General features: G+C 29.6%; 20 protein-coding genes. 8 read left to right on the forward strand and 12 right to left on the reverse strand.

Annotated elements, in window-relative coordinates:
• Window positions 1-11: 11 nt before the first annotated feature.
• The 4 genes from IC175_RS15980 to IC175_RS15995 all read right to left on the reverse strand — a co-directional run bounded on the left by IC175_RS15980 (window position 12) and on the right by IC175_RS15995 (window position 5,126).
• Window positions 12-1,406, reverse strand: a complete 1,395-nt coding sequence (locus IC175_RS15980) for a sodium:solute symporter family protein (protein ID WP_227437563.1) — start codon at window positions 1,404-1,406, stop codon at window positions 12-14.
• 213 nt (window positions 1,407-1,619) lie between these two features.
• Complete coding sequence (locus IC175_RS15985; RefSeq protein ID WP_227437565.1) at window positions 1,620-2,873, reverse strand: MFS transporter; 1,254 nt, start codon at window positions 2,871-2,873, stop codon at window positions 1,620-1,622.
• Between the two features lie 50 nt (window positions 2,874-2,923).
• The gene (locus tag IC175_RS15990; RefSeq protein WP_227437567.1) at window positions 2,924-4,078 is read right to left on the reverse strand and encodes a trans-sulfuration enzyme family protein; all 1,155 of its coding nucleotides are present in this window, start codon (window positions 4,076-4,078) and stop codon (window positions 2,924-2,926) included.
• A gap of 478 nt (window positions 4,079-4,556) precedes the next feature.
• Window positions 4,557-5,126, reverse strand: a complete 570-nt coding sequence (locus IC175_RS15995) for a recombinase family protein (RefSeq protein WP_227483333.1) — start codon at window positions 5,124-5,126, stop codon at window positions 4,557-4,559.
• A gap of 201 nt (window positions 5,127-5,327) precedes the next feature.
• Here IC175_RS15995 and IC175_RS16000 point away from each other — a divergent pair, with 201 nt between their 5' ends.
• Window positions 5,328-5,555: a single-stranded DNA-binding protein gene (locus IC175_RS16000; RefSeq protein ID WP_227437569.1), complete on the forward strand. Its 228-nt coding sequence runs from the start codon at window positions 5,328-5,330 to the stop codon at window positions 5,553-5,555.
• Between the two features lie 225 nt (window positions 5,556-5,780).
• On the opposite strand, the gene IC175_RS16005 is transcribed toward IC175_RS16000, so the two are convergent.
• Window positions 5,781-6,524, reverse strand: a complete 744-nt coding sequence (locus tag IC175_RS16005) for an RsiV family protein (protein WP_227825047.1) — start codon at window positions 6,522-6,524, stop codon at window positions 5,781-5,783.
• Window positions 6,525-6,692: 168 nt separating this feature from the next.
• Between IC175_RS16005 and IC175_RS16010 the strand changes: the two genes are divergently transcribed.
• The 6 genes from IC175_RS16010 to IC175_RS16035 all read left to right on the forward strand — a co-directional run bounded on the left by IC175_RS16010 (window position 6,693) and on the right by IC175_RS16035 (window position 10,528).
• Window positions 6,693-7,565 carry a class I SAM-dependent methyltransferase gene (locus IC175_RS16010; RefSeq protein WP_227437573.1) on the forward strand — a complete coding sequence of 291 codons (873 nt, stop codon included), beginning with the start codon at window positions 6,693-6,695 and terminating at the stop codon, window positions 7,563-7,565.
• Complete coding sequence (locus tag IC175_RS16015; RefSeq protein WP_227437575.1) at window positions 7,565-8,230, forward strand: RluA family pseudouridine synthase; 666 nt, start codon at window positions 7,565-7,567, stop codon at window positions 8,228-8,230. Before IC175_RS16010 ends, IC175_RS16015 begins: the two co-directional genes overlap by 1 nt.
• A gap of 20 nt (window positions 8,231-8,250) precedes the next feature.
• Window positions 8,251-9,108: a MerR family transcriptional regulator gene (locus IC175_RS16020; RefSeq protein ID WP_227437576.1), complete on the forward strand. Its 858-nt coding sequence runs from the start codon at window positions 8,251-8,253 to the stop codon at window positions 9,106-9,108.
• A gap of 175 nt (window positions 9,109-9,283) precedes the next feature.
• On the forward strand, window positions 9,284-9,613 hold the full coding sequence (locus tag IC175_RS16025) for a PadR family transcriptional regulator (protein WP_227437578.1): 330 nt from the start codon (window positions 9,284-9,286) through the stop codon (window positions 9,611-9,613).
• Window positions 9,614-9,617: 4 nt separating this feature from the next.
• On the forward strand, window positions 9,618-10,067 hold the full coding sequence (locus IC175_RS16030; protein ID WP_227825049.1) for a permease prefix domain 1-containing protein: 450 nt from the start codon (window positions 9,618-9,620) through the stop codon (window positions 10,065-10,067).
• Window positions 10,068-10,150: 83 nt separating this feature from the next.
• Window positions 10,151-10,528 (forward strand): DNA polymerase III subunit delta, encoded by a 378-nt coding sequence (locus IC175_RS16035; RefSeq protein WP_227437582.1) that lies wholly within the window; start codon window positions 10,151-10,153, stop codon window positions 10,526-10,528.
• A 130-nt stretch (window positions 10,529-10,658) separates the two neighbouring features.
• On the opposite strand, the gene carB (IC175_RS16040) is transcribed toward IC175_RS16035, so the two are convergent.
• The 7 genes from carB (IC175_RS16040) to IC175_RS16070 form a co-directional block, all read right to left on the reverse strand.
• The gene (carB, locus tag IC175_RS16040; protein ID WP_227825050.1) at window positions 10,659-13,865 is read right to left on the reverse strand and encodes a carbamoyl-phosphate synthase large subunit; all 3,207 of its coding nucleotides are present in this window, start codon (window positions 13,863-13,865) and stop codon (window positions 10,659-10,661) included.
• A 184-nt stretch (window positions 13,866-14,049) separates the two neighbouring features.
• Complete coding sequence (carA, locus tag IC175_RS16045) at window positions 14,050-15,099, reverse strand: glutamine-hydrolyzing carbamoyl-phosphate synthase small subunit (RefSeq protein ID WP_227436401.1); 1,050 nt, start codon at window positions 15,097-15,099, stop codon at window positions 14,050-14,052.
• Window positions 15,100-15,356: 257 nt separating this feature from the next.
• On the reverse strand, window positions 15,357-18,563 hold the full coding sequence (gene carB, locus IC175_RS16050) for a carbamoyl-phosphate synthase large subunit (protein WP_227831468.1): 3,207 nt from the start codon (window positions 18,561-18,563) through the stop codon (window positions 15,357-15,359).
• Window positions 18,564-18,615: 52 nt separating this feature from the next.
• Complete coding sequence (gene carA / locus IC175_RS16055; RefSeq protein ID WP_227851724.1) at window positions 18,616-19,659, reverse strand: glutamine-hydrolyzing carbamoyl-phosphate synthase small subunit; 1,044 nt, start codon at window positions 19,657-19,659, stop codon at window positions 18,616-18,618.
• Between the two features lie 25 nt (window positions 19,660-19,684).
• Window positions 19,685-20,401 carry an orotidine-5'-phosphate decarboxylase gene (gene pyrF / locus IC175_RS16060; protein ID WP_227436407.1) on the reverse strand — a complete coding sequence of 239 codons (717 nt, stop codon included), beginning with the start codon at window positions 20,399-20,401 and terminating at the stop codon, window positions 19,685-19,687.
• Between the two features lie 380 nt (window positions 20,402-20,781).
• Window positions 20,782-21,417 (reverse strand): DUF1847 domain-containing protein, encoded by a 636-nt coding sequence (locus tag IC175_RS16065; RefSeq protein ID WP_227436409.1) that lies wholly within the window; start codon window positions 21,415-21,417, stop codon window positions 20,782-20,784.
• 23 nt (window positions 21,418-21,440) lie between these two features.
• Window positions 21,441-22,358 (reverse strand): nitroreductase family protein, encoded by a 918-nt coding sequence (locus tag IC175_RS16070; RefSeq protein ID WP_227436411.1) that lies wholly within the window; start codon window positions 22,356-22,358, stop codon window positions 21,441-21,443.
• Between the two features lie 367 nt (window positions 22,359-22,725).
• On the opposite strand from IC175_RS16070, the gene IC175_RS16075 reads away from it, so the two are divergent.
• Window positions 22,726-23,955, forward strand: coding sequence for an aminopeptidase (locus IC175_RS16075; RefSeq protein WP_227436413.1), 1,230 nt, complete (start codon window positions 22,726-22,728; stop codon window positions 23,953-23,955).
• The last annotated feature ends 49 nt before the right edge of the window (window positions 23,956-24,004 follow it).

Below are 24,004 nucleotides of genomic sequence, written 5' to 3' on the forward strand. Positions count from 1 at the left end.
CTACTCCCTTTTTATAGATTATTTTGTGTATTTAAATTTTTACCTATTCTATTTCCTATTGTCCATGCAATAAATGAAAGAGGGATGGCTATAACAAGAGGTTCTAATTCAAAACTTTGAACTGGAAACATTTTAAAATAACCAAAAGTTACTCCGCCTACAATCATTCCCAAAATACCACCCATAGATGTTCTTCTTCCATTACCAAGAAGACCTCCTACTATAGGTACAAATGCTGAACCCATCCAAATACTTCCTACAAATATACATGCATCATATACATTTTCAAATCTAAACGCCACACTAAGTCCCATAACTGCCGCTAAACATACACCTATTCTAGTAAATTTAACTAATTGCTTTTGAGATAATTCTTTTTTAGTAATTCTTCCATATATATCATTTGCTAAGGTAGCTCCTGCTGCTAGATAATAACTATCTAGTGTTGATATTATTGAACCTAAAATTCCGATTATAAATATAACTCTTATACCTTCTGGCAATGTATTTAAAACTAAAGTTATATACCCAGCTGCTGGAGCCATTTCTGGATAAGTGGCTCTAACTATAAGACCTGTCATAGTTAATACCATGTCAAAACATATCCATAGAGAAAAACAAGTCAATAAAGCTCTTCTCCCAACTTTTGGAGAATCTGCTGCTGAAAATCTTTGGTAAAACGTTGGGTCTGAATAAGCTCCAAATGAATATACTATTAACATCAATGCTTTCATTGCTGACATACCTTTTGTAGGATGCATTAACTGAGGTGCATCTTTAAGTGCTTCTGTAAGACCTTGAAAACCACCTATTTGGTCAAATTGACCTGGCATAACCATAGTTAGACCAAATACCATGCAGAAAAACAATACCATATCTGTAATGGCAACTCCCATAAGACCACCAAGAACTGTCAATATAACTACTACCACTACCATTATAAACCCTATTAGCTGTTTATCAATTCCCCAAGCTACATTACCTATAGTTCCCATAGCTGTTATTTCTCCAAGTTGTGCACAATATATAAACATTAAAACTGCTCCAATTATAGCAACTTGCTTTCCATAAAAACTTTCTAATAAATCAGGAACTGTTATATTAGTTCTTATATGAATTCTTGGTCCAACCCACAATGCTAAAGGCATTCTTCCAATATGTGCAGCTATTGACCATACTGCCCATGCAGATATCCCATATATAGCTGCATACTCTACACTGCCAACTGTACCAACTCCACCATACCAAGAGGCAACCAAAGTACCTACTATCAAAGACCATGGTAAACTTCGATTTCCTAGGTAATAACTTTCCATATCTTTTACATTTCTAGAAAAATAATAGCCTATCCCTAACAATAGAAATGCAAATATAATTATAATTCCATTTTCCCATAATGCTAACATATCTACTCTCCATATTCTTATTATTGTCTTAATTTTCTATTTTAACATTTAAATAGTTACTGTTATTTTTTAATTAAACTTACTTTATACCACATGTTATAAATTTATTTTACAATCATGAAATCTCTAAACTAAAACTATTATTATTTTAAACATGAACAACTCTACCCATTTTAAAAAAATAGGTAGAGTTATATAAATAATTATAAGTATTTAAGCGATTTTATTATTCAAGTTTTTATTTTCTTTTTTATTTATTTTATTTAAAGCATAAGTGGCAAATATACCTATAACTGCACACACTACAGATAGAATAAATATATACGTATATCCTGTTTGTCCATATTTATCTAACCAGTTACCTGCAACTGTATAGTAAAATGCATCTGGAGAAAATCCTATAAATGAAGCGAATCCAACTACTGCTCCTGTAGTTTCTAAAGATATATTAGACTCTGAAACAGATGCAAAGTATATACCTCTAAATCCAAATAAGATTACACTTAGTATTATCATATTTATTACAGCTATCCATATAAGTGCTGCACTCTTAGGGATTACTAAGTAAGCTGCTGTACTTATTGTCATTAATATAAATCCTACAAACATTACTCTTATAGATGAACCAACTTTATCTGTTATAACACCTGCAATAGGAGATGCTCCCATTTTTATAACATAAGTTCTAATTATTGATAAAGCTGAAACTAAAGTCATTGGCATTACATAAACTTCTGATAAGTATGGGCTTAAATAAGTTAAACTTGAAAATACTAAGTAAGTTGAAAATATTATAAGACCAATCAGCCAAGCTTTTGGCATTGTAACTACTTTTAGTAATGATTTAATGCTTAATCCTTCATCTGATGCTCCAGTATCTTTCTTTTCTTCTACTAAGAAGAATAAAAGTATACCACATATTATAGATGCTGCAGAATATAACCATACTACATATTTAAATCCAATAGTTATTTCAGCAAATTTTCCAAAAAAGTAAAGACCTATAAAAGAAATTAATGTACCTGATACCCCTGATAAACCTTCATAAAATCCAAATATTCTTCCTTGCTCTGATTCACTACCTTGCATTCTAACAACCTTAACAGAAGCTGAGAAGAATGTTAATATTGTTGTAAATCCCCATAATACAAATATTAAAAGAATCATGTTGTATGATGGAAATGTTGAGAAGTAAAACCCTAATGCTCCTGAAGCAATTAAAGAAAAAGTTATCAGTTTTCTAACTGAAAATCTATCAGCAAACCATCCACCTATAAAATAAGATACCATTCCTACTAATCCATATAAACTCAATAAGTTCCCTATTTGCGTATGACTCAATGCTAATGCTTGTTGCATTGGATCATAAAATGATGACTTCATATATGGTAAACTATACATAGCTGTTGTTCCAAATGCCAATATGAATATTACCAAAAATCTCTTAACATTACTTTTGTTTTCCATGATTTTGTCTCCTTAAGATTTTATAATTTTCTAGTTTTATTTATATAACTTTATTTTAATTTTTCTATAGCTTGTTTAAAGTCATTTATTATATCATTTGCAGACTCTAATCCTACTGCTATTCTTATTAGATTTTCTCCATTCATTTGAACTAATGTATGTTCTTCTCCTAAACTTGTTGCTATTGTTGCAAGTTCTAAAGAGTTCATTAATTTTCTACTAGCTTGGTCTCTTGTTAATCCATTTATTCCGTCTTTAAGTTTAAATGAAACTACTCCTCCACCTAAACCATTCATTTGAGTTTTACAAAGTTCATACTGAGGATGAGTTTTTAGTGCTGGATATTTTACCAGTTCTACATTTTCTTCTTGCTCTAAAAACTCTGCTACTGCCAATCCATTTTCACAGTGTTTTTTCATTCTCATGTCTAACGTTTTCATACCTCTTAAAATCATCCATGCACTCATTGGTGGTAAAGATGCTCCTGTAAAACAACATAAACTTGGCCATCTAACTAAATCTATTAATTCCTTTGAACCTGCTACTGCTCCCCCTAAAGTATCTCCATGTCCATTTATAAACTTAGTAAGACTATGTATTACTAAGTCTGCACCTAAGTCTATTGGTCTTTGTATAATTGGAGTACCAAAAGTGCTGTCAACAATAGCTAAACTCTTATTTTCGTGAGCAATTTCTGCTATTGTTTTTATATCTACTAAATCTAACGATGGATTTAATGGACTTTCTATATAAACTATCTTAGTATTTGATTTCATTGCATCTTTTACATTTTGTGGGTTTACTGCATCTACAAATGTAACTTCAACGCCAAATTTGGCTAACAACTCAGACATAAATAATTTAGTATGTGAGAATATTCCATCAGAACTAACTATATGGTCTCCACTTTTTACTAATGCTAATATAGTAGATGTTATTGCTCCCATACCTGATGTACTAGAAATAGCACTTTCTGCATTTTCAAGCATAGCTAATTTAGCCTCTAGCTCTGTAAGTGTCGGATTACACTCTCTTGTATATACATACCCCCATGTCATACATAACTCTTCAAAATGCTCTACTGTCTTTGCAGCAAATGTTGCTGTTTGACATATTGGAGTAGCTAATGCACCTGTTGTTGGATCTGCACTATGTCCCCAATGTATTATTTTTGTCTCCAAATCTTGATTAATATTATTACTCATTTTAATTCCTCCTATTTTGACCTATTTATACAACGTTTTCCCTGCCAAATTTCACCAATTCAGCTTTAATTAATACAAACTTTTTAAGTATACTTTTATATTTGTTATAATTTCTAAAAATCTGACACTTATTTTGCTTTTTTATAGTTTTAATTATAAACTCTATAGTAACTATAGAGTCAATATGTTTTTGATATTTTTTTTACAATGTTTAAAAAATTTAACATAAAAAGAGATATGTCTTAAAATAAGCTTGTTTTAAGACATATCTCTTTTTATATTAAATTTGATTCAATACATAAAGCATCAATTTTTTGTTCTTTGTATAAATTCTTTTATTGTCATTTTCTCATCAAAAGTCTATAGTAATTATACATTACTATAATTTAACATCTGTAAATAAAATTAATTAGAGGCATAAATATATTCAAATAATCCAATTTATTTATACCTCTAATTTTTTATAAGTAAAATCTCATTAAATTGATTTCTTCGCACGAATAAGTGTGCTTTTAGAGATACCAGTCATCTTCACAACCTCTCTATAAGGCTTAGAATTTAATAATCCCAATGCGTATTGTATCTGCTGATTACTATATTTCTTTGGTCTACCATCCTTAAAATCTTTTTTCTTTCTAGCAAATTCTTTTCCCAACTGAGTTCGTTCTATTATCATATTTCTTTCAAGTTCTGCAACTGCAAGTAATGTAGTTAAAAAGAATTTCCCCATTGAAGTATTTTCTAGGAGACCTATATTTAAAATATGGACACTAACTTCTTTAGCAAATAAACCCTCTATCAGTTGTATCCCATCTGATGTACTTCTAGCTAGCCTATCAAGTTTAGTCGCAACAAGTAAATCTCCCTTCTTTAAAGAAGATATAATTTTTTCAAATTTAGGTCTATTTGTGGTAGTCCCTGTATAAGTTTCTTTTATTATTTTAGCATTGTTATACTTGCTTAATATCTCTTGCTGTTGTTGATACAAACTATTGTTATCTGTCTGGTTCTTTGTACTGACACGGCAATATCCATATATAATAATAATCACTTCCTAACGTAAATATTTAATGCAGGAATTTGTAGATATCTGTATCTACTTGTCTTTATACATTTTACTAAAACGAATTTTTGGTGTCAATACTGTTAACTTTTGACACCATTATAATTCCTTTATAATTTGTTTGACTATGTCAAAAATTAACAATATAATGAAGTTAATGAAATTATACAAATTGGAGGAAATAATATGAATAGTCTGTTAAATGATGCAATAGATGAGTTAAAAAACATCCATTGCGGAGAAGTTTTTTTATTAAAAGAATTGTTCAAAGGCTATGAATGGAACAGGTTGGAGATGAACATCAGGTTAAAATTAGGAAAACTTTTTTTGTATGAAGTAGTAAGTAATCCCAATTTAAAGGTAGAAGTAATCAATAAAAATTCTGCTTATCAGCAAATGTATAAAAAAAAATAACAACTTAAATATATATAATAATATAATCTTCTTGTTGAGTCAAAAGTTAAAACTTTTAATACAAATTAATTGTACTATATAAATGTTTATCAGTAGGTCTGAGTCTATATAACTAACATATACAAATAGTACTGTTTAAATTATGTTTTTAAGATAGATAAATCTTAACCCTACTCCAGCATAAATCTTGATATACTAAAATAGGGCTCAGAATTATCTATATTTTTATACCATAAAATGCTTAGTTCTTCCTCTTGATTGAACATATATGTCTGGAGAGATACAATAGAAACGTTGATTTATAAAATTTCCAAAATCAGAAAATCTTATCTTGAATTTAGGGATTCCAAAGCTTTCAGGTGCTATCTCATCTACACCAAAATAGATAACAATCCCATCATCTGTAATATAAAATGCCTGATCTTCAGGTATAACTAACTCTACATTAGAGTAATACATTTCTCTGTTTTCATTAATTTCAGCTTTTATATAATCAGTTATTATGTTTATATAGTCAACTCCATCTCTAAAAATATCACCTAGTAAAAGTTCTTTTCCATTTGTTAAGTCTATATTGTAATTATTTAATGTATTGTACTTAGGTCCAGAACTACTAGCAAATCCCATAAGATTTAATATCATACTTAGTACATAGTTTTTACTGAAAGTAACTGCATAATTAGTAGAAACCCAGTAACTTTGTTTTGGAAGTGAATTTTGAGAAGCTGCATTATTATATTCTTGTTCTTCTTCTTGCAACCCAAGCTTAAAATTATTTACAGTCATCTTTACAGCAGAATTTATGTTGTTTAAAATAGGCGGATTTACATAGGTGGATTGATTTCTAATATTGTACAGAATAGGATATTTTACATCATATGAAAAGTATTTGCTTCTGCCAAAGTCTTCGTTAAACTGCACATATAATATGTTATATGTACAAGTATTTGTAGCTTGATAATTTTCCATTAAAACTCTCCTCCTCTTATTAAAAAAATCAGATACTATATAATATGTTTAAAAGAGTAATAATGTTAACAATAAATGTAAAGAATAGAAAGTATCTAAAACAGCAAAAAATGACTGATTTTGTGGTATAATACATAGGATTGAGAGTTATTTTATAGGAGGAAAGATATGTTATTATTAGCAGATAAATGGAAAGATTATGAACTTATAGATATGGGAAATGGAGAAAAATTAGAGCGTTGGGGTAAGTATGTACTTAGAAGACCAGACCCACAGGTTGTATGGCCAATGGAGTCTGAATGGGCTCTATGGAAAAACCCTCACGGACATTATCATAGAAGTAATAAAGGTGGAGGTCAGTGGGAACACAAAAAAAGATATCCAGAACAATGGACTATAAATTACAAAAACTTAAAATTTCACATTAAACCAACTGGATTTAAACATACTGGATTATTCCCAGAACAAGCAGCCAATTGGGACTGGATGATGGATAAAATCAAAAAAGCTGACAGACCTATAAAAGTATTAAATCTTTTTGCATATACAGGAGGAGCTACAGTAGCATGTGCATCCGCTGGTGCAGAAGTATGTCATGTTGATGCTGCAAAAGGTATGGTCAACTGGGCAAAAGAAAATATAGAGTTATCAGGACTTAAAAATCAAACAGTAAGATTTATAGTAGATGATGTTGTAAAGTTTGTTGAAAGGGAAATAAGAAGAGGTAAGAAATATGATGCAATAATAATGGACCCTCCTTCTTATGGGAGAGGACCTAAAGGAGAAGTATGGCAAATAGAAGAAAAATTATATAGCTTTGTGGATTTATGTATGGGTGTTTTATCTGATAATCCTTTATTCTTTCTAATTAATTCTTATACAACAGGATTTTCTCCAATAGTTCTAGAAAATGTACTGTCTACAACAATAGGTAAAAAGGCAAACAATGGCGAAATCTATGGTGGAGAATTAGGAATACCAGCTTCTAGGGATGGTAAAATACTTCCTTGTGGTATATTTGGAAGATGGGAGAAAAAATAATGATAAAAGTCATATATGAAGATAACCATTTATTAGTTGTAGATAAACCTGTAAATGTATTATCTCAAGGAGATGATACCAATGATAAGGACATGGTAAATCTTTTAAAAGACTATATCAAAACAAAGTACAATAAACCTGGAAATGTATATATTGGTTTGGTACATAGATTGGATAGACCAGTGGGTGGAGTCATGGTTTTTGCCAAAACATCAAAAGCTGCCTCAAGATTGTCTGAACAAGTAAGAAATAAGACATTCAAAAAAACCTATATGGCAGTTGTTCATGGTAAAATGAAATCCGATTCAGACATATTAAAAGATTTTTTATATAAAAATAAAAAAACAAATATGGTGAGTGTTGTGAAAAAAAACCATAAGGATGCTAAAGAAGCTGAACTTAGTTACAAAGTTTTGGGTTTTAAAGAAAATCTAAGCTTAGTTCAAGTAAACTTAAAAACTGGTCGTTCTCATCAGATAAGAGTTCAATTTGCAACTAGAAAACACCCATTATATGGAGACCAAAGATATGGCCAAGAAGTAAATAAAATTGGACAACAGATTTCTCTTTGGTCTAATAAAATAGAAATTTGCCATCCAACAACAAAAGAAAAAATGGAATTTATATGTACTCCACCTGATAAATATCCATGGAATATATTCTAAATCTCAAATGAGGTGATTATATGAGTAAAAAGTTTTCAATAGGCGAAATGTCAAAGCTTCACAAAATAAGCATACAAACGCTAAGATACTATGACCAAATAGATTTATTTAAACCTGTTCATGTTGACCAAGAAAGCAATTACAGATATTACTCAATTGACCAATTTTCACAATTGGATATTATAAAATACTTAAAGTATCTAGGTATGCCATTAAAAGAAATCAAAGAAAAATTAGATGAAAACAATGAAGAAATTCTAAAATTATTAACCAATAAGATTAATATCGTAGATGAAAAAATTAAAGAATTAGAACTTATAAAAAAAGTATTAAGTACAAAAAAAGAAACAATGGAAAAAGGTATGAGAGTAGATGAAGTAGGTAAAATAGTAAGAAAACATATTCCAAGAAGAAGTATTTTATCCATAGAATATGAAGAAGGTTTAAGTAATGAAGAAACTATGGAGCTTTCCAGAAGACAAATAGCAAATATACTAGAAGATAATATCTCTGTGTTTTATGGTGGAGTAAGTGGTCTTGTATCTATAGATAAATTCTTAAAGGAAGATAAAGTCATCTATGAAAATAGCTTTGTAAATGTTGAAAGAGATTTATTTGATGCTAAGTCTCAAAAATATATATCTGAAATTTCAGCTGGTGATTTTATTTGTATGACATATAAAGGCTCTTACAGAGAAAATTATACTGCTTTTAAAAAGTTAGTTGATTATGTTGATTATAAAAGGATACCTATTGAAAATTATATATATGAGATACCTATAATAGACCCTCTATCTACAAACAATGAAGATGAACTTCTAACCGAAATTCAGATACAGGTTAAAAAGAGAGAAATTGATTTAAGATGTCTAGTATAATCAGGTATTATAAAAAGGGCGTTTCCAAATGATTTTTAAATCATAAATGGAATGCCCTTTTTAAATAATAATTAAAATTTTATAGTTTAGACTTGGAAAATAATATGAAATGTTTTATTATATATCTATATACCTTATATTACGAGGTATATGATAAAATAAAGTAGGTGAATTTATGGACTTAAACAAAGAAGTGCTTAAAGGTCATATTGATACTTTAATATTATCAATACTAAGCAAAGGAGATTCATATGGATATGAAATAGCAAAAGTAGTTAGAGATGAAACTACATTTGAATTAAAAGAAAGTACACTCTATGTGTCTCTTAAAAGATTAGAATCTAAGGGCTTGATAAAATCTTATTGGGGAAATGACCAAGGCGTAGGAAGCAGGAGAAAGTATTACAATATAACAGATGATGGAAAGGACAACTTAGAAGTAAAAATTCAAGAGTGGTACTTTATACAAGATATTATGAACAAGTTTCTAAAGAAGGGGGATTAGATTTATGAAAATAATAGAAGAGTATTTAGAAACACTATATAAGAGTGAAAATAACAAAGAAATTCAAGATTTAAAAGAAGAGCTAAGAGAACATCTAACAACATCTGCAAATGAATTTATTGAAAATGGATATAAAATAGATGAAGCACAAAATAAGGCAATTGAAAGATTTGATGGTGATGGTGAGATGTCAGTAGAATTACGCTCAATGTTTAAACAAAAAATAGAACCTAAAAAAGTTTTATTGCGAAGATTATCAAATTCAAGGCTCTTATTTTTAAATTTATTTGGATGGCTTGTTGCAGCTGCTGCATTTACAGCCAATAGAGGTTTTGGTCACATAGTTCCACCTTGGTTGATTATAGCTTTGATAATTGTAGTAGTTATATTGATAATTTTAAGCATTATAATTAATAGATTAAAGAAAGAAATAGAAAATGACTATGTTATGTAGTCACATTAATAAATATAGTTTTGTTTTATTTATACGAGTAAGTACTACGATATTAATAGGTACTATGAAAGGAGTTTTTGTATATGGAGAAAAAAATATTATTAGAAAAAATTCTTGATACGCCAGGCGTTTCATATATTAATGAGAAAGTAAATTTATTTAAAGGTACCAAATGGATTTCATTTGGAACTTATATAATGACTGTTGAAAGCTTCTGCTATAAAGAAGATTCAAAACACTATAATCCAGTAATGGGTACATTTGATTATGAGTCAGAAATTTTTATAGTTAATGCCATATATAAAGATGAGGTCTACTCTATTAAAAATAAAAAACTCTATAGAAATGTATCTAAAGGAGATAAAATAGTTGTTACAATTAAATACTATTATGATAAATATGAAAATCTTATACATGAAGAAATTCATGACTACCACTCTTATCCTCTATCTAATGATTAAAGAAAAGACTGATAGTATCAAGATTGATATTTATTTTAGTTCACATAAGAAAATAATTATCGAGTATTAATTAAAGGCGAAAGCTCCTAGGAACTAACGCCTTTAATTAATCTAAATATTATTTTGTTTTTTATTCTGCTATATTATAAACTTTTAATTTATCTTTATTTATATGCTTTTTCTTAACCTCTACTAAGGCTTTTAATGTATCTAAAGATGTCATTATTTCAGTAGAAAATTCAATAGCTGTTCTTCTCATTTTAAATCCGTCTCTTGTTGAGTCATTACCTTTAGTAGGTGTATTTATTACTATATCAACTTGTTTATTTCTTATAGCATCTAGTATGTTTGGTCTAGGCTCTTCAACTCTATTTACTATATCAGCTTCTATTCCATTCTCTCTTAGACTCTTAGCTGTACCTTCTGTAGCAACAAAAGTGTATCCTAACTCTTTCATATCTTTTGCTATTTCTATAAACTCTTCTTTATCGTTATTATTAACAGTAGCAAGTACTACTCCTCTTTCGTCAGACATATGTCTGCCTGCGGCTAAGAATCCTTTATATAGAGCTTCTTCTAGATTTTCTCCTACACCTAAAACTTCTCCTGTAGATTTCATTTCAGGTCCAAGACTTACTTCAACTTTAGCTAATTTAGACATTGAGAATACTGGCACTTTTACTGATACTAGTTTAGGCTCTTTATAAACTCCTGTACCATATCCTAAATCCTTTAATTTAGCTCCTAACATACATTTAGTAGCTAAGTCAACTATTGGTACCCCACTCACTTTACTTATATATGGTACTGTTCTACTGGCTCTAGGATTAACCTCTATTATATATAATTCATTCTGGAATTCTATAAATTGTATATTAACCATACCAATTACATTAAGGTCTAAAGCTATTTTTTTAGTATATTCTAGAATTTTGTCTTTTATCTTATCAGATATATTTTGGCTTGGATACATTGTCGTACTATCTCCAGAGTGAACTCCAGCTCTTTCTAAATGTTCCATTATTCCAGGTATTAATATATCTTCTTTATCACATATAGCATCTACTTCTATTTCTCTACCAGTTAGATATTTATCTATAAGTACTGGATTCTTATGGTCTCTGGCAAAAGCATCATCTAAATACTGAGTTAATTTTTCCTCGTTATAAGTTATTTCCATACCTTGACCACCAAGTACATAAGATGGTCTAACTAATACTGGATAACCTAATTCATTAGCAACTTCAATACCTTCATTAGTTGTCCACACACCTTTTCCTTTTGGTCTATTTATATCTAATCTCTCTAATAAGTCGTCAAATTTTTCTCTATCTTCTGCTGCATCTATATCATCAAAATCAGTTCCCAATATAGGTATTTTTTTCTCATGTAAGAACTTAGCTAGTTTTATAGCTGTTTGTCCTCCAAATTGTAGTATTACACCTTCTGGTTTTTCTTTTTCAATTATGTTTAAAACTTCTTCTTCTGTTAATGGTTCAAAATATAGTTTATCTGATGTATCAAAATCTGTACTTACTGTTTCAGGGTTATTGTTTACAATTATAGTTTCTATACCCATTTTTCTTAAAGATTTTACACAGTGAACTGAACAATAGTCAAATTCTATACCTTGACCTATTCTTATTGGTCCAGAACCTAATACTACAACTTTTCTCTTATCACTTACAACTACTTCATCATATTGCTCATAAGTTGAGTAGTAATATGGAGATAGAGCTTCAAATTCTCCTCCACATGTATCAACCATTTTATAAACTGGTTGTATATTATATAGACTTCTTAATTCGTATAATTTTTCTGGGCTTATCTTCATTAAGTCAGATATACCTTTATCAGAGAATCCTTTTTTCTTTAATTCATGTAAGTATTCCTTATCTAAATCTTCTATTTTAAGACCTTTTAATTTTTCTTCTTGCTCAACTATCCATTTAAATTTATTTATAAACCACTTATCAACACCAGTAATTTCTTCTATCATTTCTACTTTATAGCCTCTTCTTATCATTTCAGCTAAATCAAACAATCTTTCATCATCAGGTACTACAACTCTTTTCTTTAGCTCTTCTAACGTTCTACCTTCTGATGGAGCATGAACTAATGAATATTTTCCTGTTTCTAGTGATCTTATTCCCTTAAGAATAGCAGCTTCAAAGTTGCTTCCTATACTCATTATTTCACCAGTTGCCATCATCTTAGTTCCTAATTTTCTATTTGCCTTTTTAAATTTATCAAATGGCCATTTTGGTATTTTTACTACTACATAATCTAAAGTTGGCTCAAAACAAGCATAAGTTTTTTTAGTTACTGCATTTTCTATTTCATCCAAAGTATATCCTAAGGCTATCTTAGCTGCCACTTTTGCTATTGGATATCCTGTAGCTTTTGATGCTAGCGCTGATGATCTACTAACTCTTGGATTTATTTCTATTATTGCATATTCTAAACTATGTGGATTTAAAGCTATTTGAACATTACATCCACCTTGAACTTCTATTGCATTTATTATATCTATTGATGCTTTTCTAAGTAGTTGGTATTCTTCATCACTTAAAGTTTGACTTGGAGCAACAACTATACTATCTCCTGTATGAACTCCAACTGGGTCTACATTTTCCATGTTACATACAGTTATACAGTTTCCATTCCCATCTCTCATTACTTCATATTCTATTTCTTTCCAACCTTTTATACTCTTTTCAAGAAGAACTTGACCTACTGGACTTAATTGCAATCCATGTGAAAGTATCTCTCTTAATTCTTCCTCAGTATCAGCTATACCTCCGCCAGTTCCACCTAGTGTATATGCTGGTCTTACAACCACTGGATATCCTATTTTGCTTGCAAATTCAAGACCTGCTTCTAGGTTTGTAACTATATCACTAACTATTACAGGTTGATTTATTTCTTTCATTACTTCTCTAAATAAATCTCTATCCTCACCCTTTTTTATAGACTCTATAGATGTACCTATAACTTTTACATTATATTTATCTAGTATACCAGCATCATGTAATTCTACAGCCAAGTTTAGTCCTGTTTGACCACCCATACCTGCAAGTAAGCTATCTGGTCTTTCTTTTTCTATTATTTTTTCTATAAATTCTATTGTTAATGGTTCTATATATATTTTATCTGCAATTTCTTTATCAGTCATTATCGTCGCTGGATTACTATTTACTAATACAACTTCTATTCCCTCTTCTTTTAATGCTTGGCAGGCCTGTGTTCCTGAGTAGTCAAACTCTGCTGCTTGACCTATTATTATTGGCCCTGACCCTAATACTAAAGTTTTCTTTATACTATCTAATTTAGGCATAACTCTTTCTCCTTATCTAAACAATTTTCACAGTTTCTATCTTCATAATCTATACAATCAATTTTAATTATTTTATTCCATATTAAATTTGAGATTATTTATTATATCTATATTAATTAAACCAATATTTTTTTGATTTAAGTTAGTCTTATTTTTAGTTATATATTATATATATTGATATTATTTATTTTACGAACTCTAAAAACTTATCGAAAATATAGTCATTATCTTTTGGCCCTGGACAAGCTTCAGGGTGGTATTGAACACTGTATACATCTAGCTTCTCATGTCTCATTCCCTCAACAGTATTATCATTTAAATTTATATGTGTCACTTTCATTTGTTCAGGAACTTCTGAAACATAATATCCATGATTTTGAGAAGTTATAAATACTTTTCCCTCTTCTAAATCTTTAACTGGATGATTTCCACCTCTATGTCCAAATTTAAGTTTAGCAGTTTTTCCTCCAAGAGCTAGGGCTAAAAGCTGATGCCCTAAGCATATTCCAACTATAGGCTTTTTACCAATTAGAGCTTTTATATTTTCTATAACATCTTCTAAATCCTCTGGGTCTCCAGGCCCATTTGATAAAAATATTAAATCAGGGTTTATACTTAATACATCTTCTGGAGATGTTGTAGCTGGGAATATTGTTATATCACATCCACGAGCTATAAATGATCTTAAGATATTTCTTTTAACTCCAAAATCCATAACAGCTACTTTTGGTCCATTTCCTTCTATATGCTCTACTTCTTTTCTTGTAACCGTTCTAACTGCTTCTGTATTTGAAAACTTATCTAATTTATGTTTAACATCTTCTAACTTGCTATCTTCTAATGTAATTATACCTTTCATTGTCCCATTATTTCTAAGTATCTTAGTTAAAGCTCTTGTGTCTATTCCTTCTAGTCCTATCACTTTATTTTGCTTTAAATATTGGTCTATATCAATCTCACATCTAAAATTACTTGGAGAATCACTTTTTTCTCTTACTATAAATCCTTTCACTTGCACTTTTTCAGATTCTGCTGATGATAAATTTATACCATAATTTCCTATAAGAGGATAAGTCATAGTAACTATTTGACCATAGTAAGAAGGGTCTGTTAAAACTTCACCATATCCTATCATCGAAGTGTTAAATACTACTTCTCCTACACTTTCTTCTAAATATCCAAATGCTTTTCCTATAAAAACTGTCCCATCTTCTAATATTAACCTTGCTTTCATATTACAGTACCTCCTATAATTCTCTTTAGGCAAACTAAAGAACATTAACTAAATATAATCTTTTAAATATCTATATCTATTTTTCACTTTTACATTCTAGTTTTATACTTATTTACATTTATTTTTTATCTTTTTCTATTATACTACAAATTTCTTAAAAAAAAGAAGTTATCTCAAAAGTAAAAACTCATAGAAAAAATAACTTCTTCTTTTTAATTTAATGATTAAATTCTTAAACTATACAATCAACTTAATTTCTATTCAGCTATATTGTAAACTTTTAACTTATCTTTGTTTAGGTGTTTTTTCTTAACCTCTACTAGAGCTTTTAGTGTATCTAAAGATGTCATTATTTCAGTAGAAAATTCAATAGCTGTTCTTCTCATTTTAAATCCGTCTCTTGTTGAGTCATTACCTTTAGTAGGTGTATTTATTACTATATCAACTTGTTTATTTCTTATAGCATCTAGTATGTTTGGTCTAGATTCTTCCACTCTATTTACTATATCAGCTTCTATTCCATTTTCTCTTAGACTCTTAGCTGTACCTTCTGTAGCAACAAAAGTGTATCCTAACTCTTTCATATCTTTTGCTATTGCTATAAACTCATCTTTATCGTTATTATTAACAGTAGCAAGTACTACTCCTCTTTCGTCAGACATATGTCTACCTGCAGCCAAGAATCCTTTATATAGAGCTTCTTCTAGGTTTTCTCCTACACCTAAAACTTCTCCTGTAGATTTCATTTCAGGTCCAAGACTTACTTCAACTTTAGCTAATTTAGACATTGAGAATACTGGCACTTTTACTGATACTAGTTTAGGCTCTTTATAAACTCCTGTACCATATCCTAAATCCTTTAATTTAGCTCCTAACATACATTTAGTAGCTAAATCAACTATTGGTACCCCACTCACTTTACTTATATATGGTACTGTTCTACTGGCTCTAGGATTAACCTCTATTATATATAATTCATTCTGGAATTCTATAAATTGTATATTAACCATACCAATTACATTAAGGTCTAAAGCTATTTTTTTAGTGTATTCTACTATCTTTTCTTTTATCTTATCAGATATATTTTGGCTTGGATACATTGTCGTACTATCTCCAGAGTGAACTCCAGCTCTTTCTAAGTGTTCCATTATTCCAGGTATTAATATATCTTCTTTATCACATATGGCATCTACTTCTATTTCTCTACCAGTTAAATACTTGTCTATAAGTACTGGATTCTTATGGTCTCTATCAAATGCATCCTGTAGGTATTGAGATAATTTTTCTTCATTGTAAGTTATTTCCATACCTTGACCACCAAGTACATAAGATGGTCTAACTAATACTGGATAACCTAATTCATTAGCAACTTCAATACCTTCATTAAGTGACCATACACCTTTTCCTTTTGGTCTATTTATATCTAATCTCTCTAATAAATCATCAAATTTTTCTCTATCTTCCGCTGCATCTATATCATCAAAATCAGTTCCCAATATAGGTATATTTTTCTCATGTAAGAACTTAGCTAGTTTTATAGCTGTTTGTCCTCCAAATTGTAGTATTACACCTTCTGGTTTTTCTTTTTCAATTATACTTAAAACTTCTTCTTCTGTTAATGGTTCAAAATATAGTTTATCTGATGTATCAAAATCTGTACTTACTGTTTCAGGGTTATTGTTTATGATTATAGTTTCTATATCCATCTTTCTCAAAGATTTTACACAGTGAACTGAACAATAGTCAAATTCTATACCTTGACCTATTCTTATTGGTCCAGAGCCTAACACTATTACTTTTTTCTTATCACTTACAACTACTTCATCATATTGCTCATAAGTTGAGTAATAATATGGAGATATCGCATCTATTTCTCCTGCACATGTATCAACCATTTTGTATGCTGGTTTTATGTTATATAGACTTCTTAATTCGTATAATTTTTCTGGGCTTATCTTCATTAAGTCAGATATACCTTTATCAGAGAATCCTTTTTTCTTTAACTCAAGAAGATAATCTTTAGTTAAGTCTTCAATCTTCATAACTTTTAATTTTTCTTCTTGCTCAACTATCCATTTAAATTTATTTATAAACCATTTGTCTATTCCTGTGATTTGTTCTATCATTTCTACTTTATAGCCTCTTCTTATCATTTCAGCTAAATCAAACAATCTTTCATCATCAGGTACTACAACTCTTTTCTTCAACGCTTCAATACTTCTCTCTTCTGATGGAGCATGAACTAATGAATATTTTCCTGTTTCTAGTGATCTTATTCCCTTAAGAATAGCAGCTTCAAAGTTACTTCCTATACTCATTATTTCACCAGTTGCCATCATCTTAGTTCCTAATTTTCTATTTGCCTTTTTAAATTTATCAAATGGCCATTTTGGTATCTTAGCAACTACATAGTCTATAGTTGGCTCAAAACAAGCATAAGTTTTTTTAGTTACTGCATTTTCTATTTCATCCAAAGTATATCCTAAAGCTATTTTTGATGAAACTTTTGCTATTGGATATCCTGTAGCTTTTGATGCTAATGCTGATGATCTACTAACTCTTGGATTTATCTCTATAACTGCATATTCAAAACTATGTGGGTTTAATGCAAACTGAACATTGCATCCACCTTGAACTTCTACTGCATTTAATATATCTAAAGATGCTTTTTTAAGCATCGCACATTCTTTATTGCTTAGAGTTTGTGTTGGAGCAACAACTATACTATCTCCTGTATGAACTCCAACTGGGTCTATATTTTCCATGTTACATACAACTATACAGTTTCCTTTTGAATCTCTTATTACTTCATATTCTATTTCTTTCCAACCTTTTATACTTTTTTCAATTAATACTTGTCCAACTGGGCTTAATTGCAATCCATGTGAAAGTATCTCTCTTAATTCTTCCTCAGTATCAGCGATACCTCCACCAGTTCCACCTAATGTATATGCTGGTCTTACAACTACTGGATACCCTATTGTAAGTGCATAATCAAGACCTGCTTGTAAATCTGTAACTATATCACTAACTATTACAGGTTGATTTATTTCTTTCATTACATCTCTAAATATATCTCTGTCTTCACCTTTTTTAATAGATTCTACTGAAGTACCTATTATTTTTACTCCATATTTATCTAGTATGCCTTTTTCATAAAGCTCAACTGCTAAGTTTAATCCTGTTTGTCCACCCATACCTGCAAGTAAGCTATCTGGTCTTTCTTTTTCTATTATTTTTTCTATAAATTCTATTGTTAATGGTTCTATATATATTTTATCTGCCACTTCTTTATCAGTCATTATTGTAGCTGGATTACTATTTATTAATACAACTTCAATTCCTTCTTCTTTTAAAGATTGACATGCTTGAGTTCCTGAATAGTCAAATTCTGCCGCTTGACCTATTATTATTGGTCCTGACCCTAATACTAAAGTTTTCTTTATACTATCTAATTTAGGCATAAATTTTTCTCCTTATCTAAATGGTTTTTACTATCTGTAAATAATACTAAATCTATATTAATGCTAAGAATTTATTAAATATACAATCTAAATCTTCTTTTGTTGTGTATTCTGGAATGTACTGAACACTATATATTGGTAATTCCTTATGTCTCATTCCTTCTATAGTATTGTCATTTAAATTTACATGAGTTATCTCTGTATCTTCTGGCATTTCTGAAACATTGTATCCGTGATTTTGAGAAGTTATAAATACTTTTCCTGTTTCTAAACATTTAACTGGATGATTTCCTCCTCTATGTCCAAATGCAAGTTTTGAAGTTTTTCCACCTAATGCTAATGCCAAAGTTTGATGTCCTAAACCGATTCCTGCTAGTGGTTTTTTGCCTACTAATTTCTTTATATTTTCAACTATATCATTTATATCTTCTGGATTACCTGGCCCATTAGATAATAATATCAAGTCAGGGTCTATATTTAAAATTTCTTCTGAAGTAGTCATTGCTGGTACTACCATTATGTCACAGTTACAAGCTTTCAGTGAGTCTAATATACTATTTTTAACACCAAAGTCTACAACTACGACTTTAATACCAGTCCCTTTAATATTTTCAATTTCTTTTCTTGTAACACTTTTAACAGAATCTTTATTACAACACTCTGTTAATTTAGACTGAATTTCTTGTAATGATACATTTTCTAAAGTTATAATACCTTTTTTTGTTCCATTATTTCTAATAATCTTAGTCAATGCTCTTGTATCTATTCCTTCAAGTCCAATTACTTTGTTTTGCTTTAGATATGTGTCTATATCCATTTCACATCTAAAATTATTTGGGTTGTCACTTTTTTCTCTTACTATAAGTCCTTTTACTTGTACTTTATTTGATTCAACATCTTCTAAATTTATTCCATAGTTCCCTATAAGTGGATATGTCATTGTCACTATTTGTCCATAATAAGTTGCATCTGTCAGTAGTTCACCATATCCTGCCATTGAAGTATTAAACACAACTTCACCAACAGCTTCCTTTAAATATCCAAATGCTTTTCCTTCAAATACTGTTCCATCTTCTAAAATTAATTTCCCCTTCATATAAGCTACCTCCCAAATGTTTTATCTAAGCATTTTCTATTTCTTTTACAATATTAATAGCTGATTCTCTTGGACTTTCTGCTTTTGTTATAGGTCTTCCAACAACTAAATAATGAGCTCCTCTTTTTATTGCATCTGATGGAGTAACAACTCTTTTTTGGTCTCCAACTTCTGCTGACTTAGGTCTTATCCCTGGGCAAACTGTTATAAAATCAGTTCCACATGCCTCTACTATCTTATCTACTTCTTGAGCTGAGCAAACAACTCCATCTATTCCTGATTCTTTTGCTAATTTAGCTCTCTTTATAGCCAATTCTTCTGTTGTCATATTACATCCTATATCTTGTAAGTCTTGGTTGCTTAATGAAGTTAAAACTGTTACTCCAACCACCAAAGGTTTTTCTATATTTAATCTCTCTGCTTCTTCTTTAGCAACTAGTGCACATTGTCTCATCCCTTCCATATCTGATACATGAATTGTCATTAACCAAACATTATCTCTTACTGCAGCTCTTACTGCACTTTTCATAGTATTTGGAATATCATGGAATTTAAGGTCTAGAAATATTTTTTTACCTTTTTCTTTTAAATAGTCTATTGTCTTTCCTTTTGTAGCCACATATTGTTCTAGTCCTACTTTAAATATATCTACACTATCTTCCAATTTGTCTATTAGTTCTTTAGCTTTATCAAATTCGTCAGTATCAATTGCAACTATTAGCTTCTCTTTACCATTTATCATTTTTATATCTCCTTTTTAATAAAGCCTAAATCCTCATAAAAAAATCCTTACACCAAAAGAGGCACAAGGATTTTATCTATACATAACTTTGATATTAATTAGCTATGAGATATCTTTCCCAGTCTCTCTGGACTAGTTTAAAAGACTTTATTATATTTAAATTTTTTATTTTATACTCATCAAAAACCTCTAGGTGATTTACTAGAGGTTATATATTAACACTATCTATAACCCTTTAGTCTCTCTGGACTAGTTTAAGGAATTTAGTCATAATATTTTTTCTTTATTTATATAACTTTATGTATCTTAAGGATATTTTAAAGTTTCATCTTTTTTATAATTAAACCACTAATTGCTTTTTATGTCAATAAGTCTTTGAATTATTCTTCATCTTTATCAAATAATTTTTTTTCAAAATAAGACTCTGCATTATATATAGCAGCAGCTGGATTATGCCCAGTTACTCTATCTTTGACAATTAGAGTTGTTATAGGAGCTTCCATATATTTCATGGCTAATGTATCATGACCAACACATAATCCAAGAATTATATTAAGGTCAACTTTAGCCTCATTTAAAAATAAAGCTTGCCCTATTGGATTACACATTATTTCATCTTTACATTTTGATATTGTTTGTGATGGCTTCAATCCAACTGTAGTCTTAGGAATCGCTCCATTTTTACATATAACAGAAAACACTTCAAATCCATGATGTTCAAATACCTTTTGTACTGTTTGCATTTCTCTTTTTAAACCAATACAAAATGCTATACCAATTTTTTTATAGTCACATTTTTTAGCAAACTCTATAATCTCTTTTAACCTAGTATATTGACAGTATCCCTCTGTTTCAATTAATCCAGCATTATAAGCTATTTTTCTATTTTCTTCCTCTTCATAAAGTTTTTTTGCTTTTTCTTGTAACTCAACTTCCCTAGTTGGGCATATCTTCATTAGCTTATCCATATCTCCATCTGAACAGCCTCTAAGATTACATTTCCCACACTTATACATGTCTACTATCCCCTCTCAAAATTTTATTCATTTTGTGATTCTTCTTTTTCCAAACTTAAATTTTCATCTTGAGTTTCTTCTTCTTCTGGTTTTACATGTTCAACTACAGTTATAAAATATGATTTTCCTATTTTATTCTTTATAGGAAGTTTTTCATATGAAACATCTATTTTATTTTTTATACATGCTATATCAAAATGTCTTAAACCTACACCTAAGCTAACCTTATTCATATATTCACAATGTTTCTTAGGTTTCTTTTCAAATAGATGAAGACCTCGTTCATCTTTGTGAAAATACCAAGGTTGAGAGTTTTTCACAGATGGAGCTCTTCTTGTAAATTCTAATATTTCTTTCCATTTTCTATTTCTATTTATTTTATTTATAATATCTTTTACTGGTTTTCTATCAGGTCTAGCATATCTTGTCCTAAATAAATCTTCATTTTTTGCCGGATATCCAAAAGCTATTATTATATATGGATTTTCTATTTTGTTTTCATCTTCTTCTTCTGTTTTTATTCCAGCTAAATAATCTAAATCGTCTTCTTCATCTTCTCTTGGGTCTTTGTTTCCAATATCTACAAATTCCAAGATATCTTCTCTTTTTAATGTGGACTCCAGCCAACAAGTAGCTACTCCTAATGTTGTAAGACGTAATACTATACCTTCAGTAGCAAAACCTATATTTTGTAAATAGTCTTTTCCCTTATCTGATGTGACTACTATATAATGAGGTGCTTTTACTTTACACTCTTTCCCCATTAAAAAGTGTATTATATGACCTCTATCAACAACATGTGCTTTAATATTTAAATCTTCATTTAAGTATTCTAAATTTTTACAACTTCTTTTTATTTCTTCCATTAATGGCTTTTTTAGTTTTGTACTGGAAAAATTTCTTACAGATTTTCTATAAAAAATGGCTTCATAAAGCTCCATTTATGCCCTCCTAACTGAAATCTTCTGTTCATAATATATAAACTACTATATTTAAACATATATAAGCTTTGCCAGAAAATTTTTTATTTCATTATAAATATCTATCTCATTATTATATTATAAGTTTTTTTCGGTATTCTTGTATAGCCTTTCACTAAAAAAGTATTTTTATTTCTACTTTAATACTATTATCAACAAAAAATAACGTCTTAGTTACAATTATATATCTAAACAATCTATTTTAATTAGAATACATATTTTTTATTTCTCAGTCTATTAAGTATAAATATTTTAAATATGACCCAAAATCTAAGTAATGATATAATATTTATAAGTTATTTAATGTTAAAAATACAGGAGGATAGATATGGATTTCAATAAAAATTTAGAAAAATATGCTGAGTTAGCAATTAAGGTCGGAGTTAACATACAGCCAGGTCAAACTTTACTTATAAAATCACCAATCGAATGTGCTGATTTTGCAAGAAATGCACTGAGGGAAGCATATAAATGTGGAGCTAAAAATGTATATATAGAATGGTCTGATGAAGAAAGTACTCTCATTAAATATTTATATGCTCCAAACGAAGCATTTCATGAGTTTCCAAAATGGACAGCAGATCAATATGTAGATATAGCTAAAGAAGGTGGAGCATTTTTATCAGTATATGCTCAAAACCCTGATTTATTAAAAGATGTTGACCCTGAGAAAGTTGCTAACTTTCAAAAAGCTTCTGGAAAGGCTTTAAAAGAGTGGCGTTCTTATACGCTAACAGATAAATGTAAATGGAGCATAGTTTCTGTACCAACAAAAGATTGGGCAAAAAAAGTATTTCCAAGTTTATCAGAAGATGAAGCAATAGATAAATTATGGGATGCCATATTTAAGTGTTCAAGAGTTGCTGGACAAGACCCTATAAAAGCATGGAAAGAACATAATGAAAATCTAAAGTCTAAAATGGATTTTTTAAATGAAAGTAATTTTAAAACTTTAAAGTATAAATCTTCAAAAACTGATTTAACTTTAGATTTACCAAAAGGTCATATTTGGTTAAGTGGAGCATCTAAAGACCCTAACGGAGTAAGTTTTAATCCTAACATTCCAACTGAAGAGATTTTTGGAATGCCACACAAGTTTAAAGTCAATGGAACTGTATACAGTACTAAACCCCTTGTTTATGGAGGAAATATAATTGATAATTTCTCTTTAACTTTCAAGGATGGTAAAATAGTAGATTTCTCTGCTGAAAAGGGACTAGAAACATTAAAGAAACTTATTGAAACAGATGAGGGTTCTCATTATCTAGGAGAGGTTGCTCTTGTTCCATATAACTCTCCAATATCTGATACAAATATTATTTTTTATAATACTTTATATGATGAAAATGCTTCTTGCCACTTTGCAATTGGTTCTGCATATAAGACTTGCTTAGATGGTGGAAATGATTTGAAAGATGAAGAATTAGATGAGTATGGAGTAAATGATAGTCTAACACATGTTGACTTTATGGTTGGTTCTTCAGATATGGATATTGTCGGAGAAACTCATGATGGAAAACATATACAGATTTTTAAAGATGGCAATTGGGCTTTTTAAGTGTTTTTATACTAAAAAGGGCTGACGGAAGTTATACCAGACTTCCCAG

Origin of the sequence: Clostridioides sp. ES-S-0123-01 (assembly GCF_020658415.1) — a bacterium.
GTDB lineage: Bacteria > Bacillota > Clostridia > Peptostreptococcales > Peptostreptococcaceae > Clostridioides.

Bases quoted from the DNA above. Each gene is read 5' to 3' on its own strand.
- IC175_RS15980 (WP_227437563.1), bottom strand. From the start codon at position 1,406: ATGTTAGCATTATGGGAAAATGGAATTATAATTATATTTGCATTTCTA.
- IC175_RS15985 (WP_227437565.1), bottom strand. From the start codon at position 2,873: ATGGAAAACAAAAGTAATGTTAAGAGATTTTTGGTAATATTCATATTG.
- IC175_RS15990 (WP_227437567.1), bottom strand. From the start codon at position 4,078: ATGAGTAATAATATTAATCAAGATTTGGAGACAAAAATAATACATTGG.
- IC175_RS16000 (WP_227437569.1), top strand. From the start codon at position 5,328: ATGAATAGTCTGTTAAATGATGCAATAGATGAGTTAAAAAACATCCAT.
- IC175_RS16005 (WP_227825047.1), bottom strand. From the start codon at position 6,524: ATGGAAAATTATCAAGCTACAAATACTTGTACATATAACATATTATAT.
- IC175_RS16010 (WP_227437573.1), top strand. From the start codon at position 6,693: ATGTTATTATTAGCAGATAAATGGAAAGATTATGAACTTATAGATATG.
- IC175_RS16015 (WP_227437575.1), top strand. From the start codon at position 7,565: ATGATAAAAGTCATATATGAAGATAACCATTTATTAGTTGTAGATAAA.
- IC175_RS16020 (WP_227437576.1), top strand. From the start codon at position 8,251: ATGAGTAAAAAGTTTTCAATAGGCGAAATGTCAAAGCTTCACAAAATA.
- IC175_RS16025 (WP_227437578.1), top strand. From the start codon at position 9,284: ATGGACTTAAACAAAGAAGTGCTTAAAGGTCATATTGATACTTTAATA.
- IC175_RS16030 (WP_227825049.1), top strand. From the start codon at position 9,618: ATGAAAATAATAGAAGAGTATTTAGAAACACTATATAAGAGTGAAAAT.
- IC175_RS16035 (WP_227437582.1), top strand. From the start codon at position 10,151: ATGGAGAAAAAAATATTATTAGAAAAAATTCTTGATACGCCAGGCGTT.
- carB (WP_227825050.1), bottom strand. From the start codon at position 13,865: ATGCCTAAATTAGATAGTATAAAGAAAACTTTAGTATTAGGGTCAGGG.
- carA (WP_227436401.1), bottom strand. From the start codon at position 15,099: ATGAAAGCAAGGTTAATATTAGAAGATGGGACAGTTTTTATAGGAAAA.
- carB (WP_227831468.1), bottom strand. From the start codon at position 18,563: ATGCCTAAATTAGATAGTATAAAGAAAACTTTAGTATTAGGGTCAGGA.
- carA (WP_227851724.1), bottom strand. From the start codon at position 19,659: ATGAAGGGGAAATTAATTTTAGAAGATGGAACAGTATTTGAAGGAAAA.
- pyrF (WP_227436407.1), bottom strand. From the start codon at position 20,401: ATGATAAATGGTAAAGAGAAGCTAATAGTTGCAATTGATACTGACGAA.
- IC175_RS16065 (WP_227436409.1), bottom strand. From the start codon at position 21,417: ATGTATAAGTGTGGGAAATGTAATCTTAGAGGCTGTTCAGATGGAGAT.
- IC175_RS16070 (WP_227436411.1), bottom strand. From the start codon at position 22,358: ATGGAGCTTTATGAAGCCATTTTTTATAGAAAATCTGTAAGAAATTTT.
- IC175_RS16075 (WP_227436413.1), top strand. From the start codon at position 22,726: ATGGATTTCAATAAAAATTTAGAAAAATATGCTGAGTTAGCAATTAAG.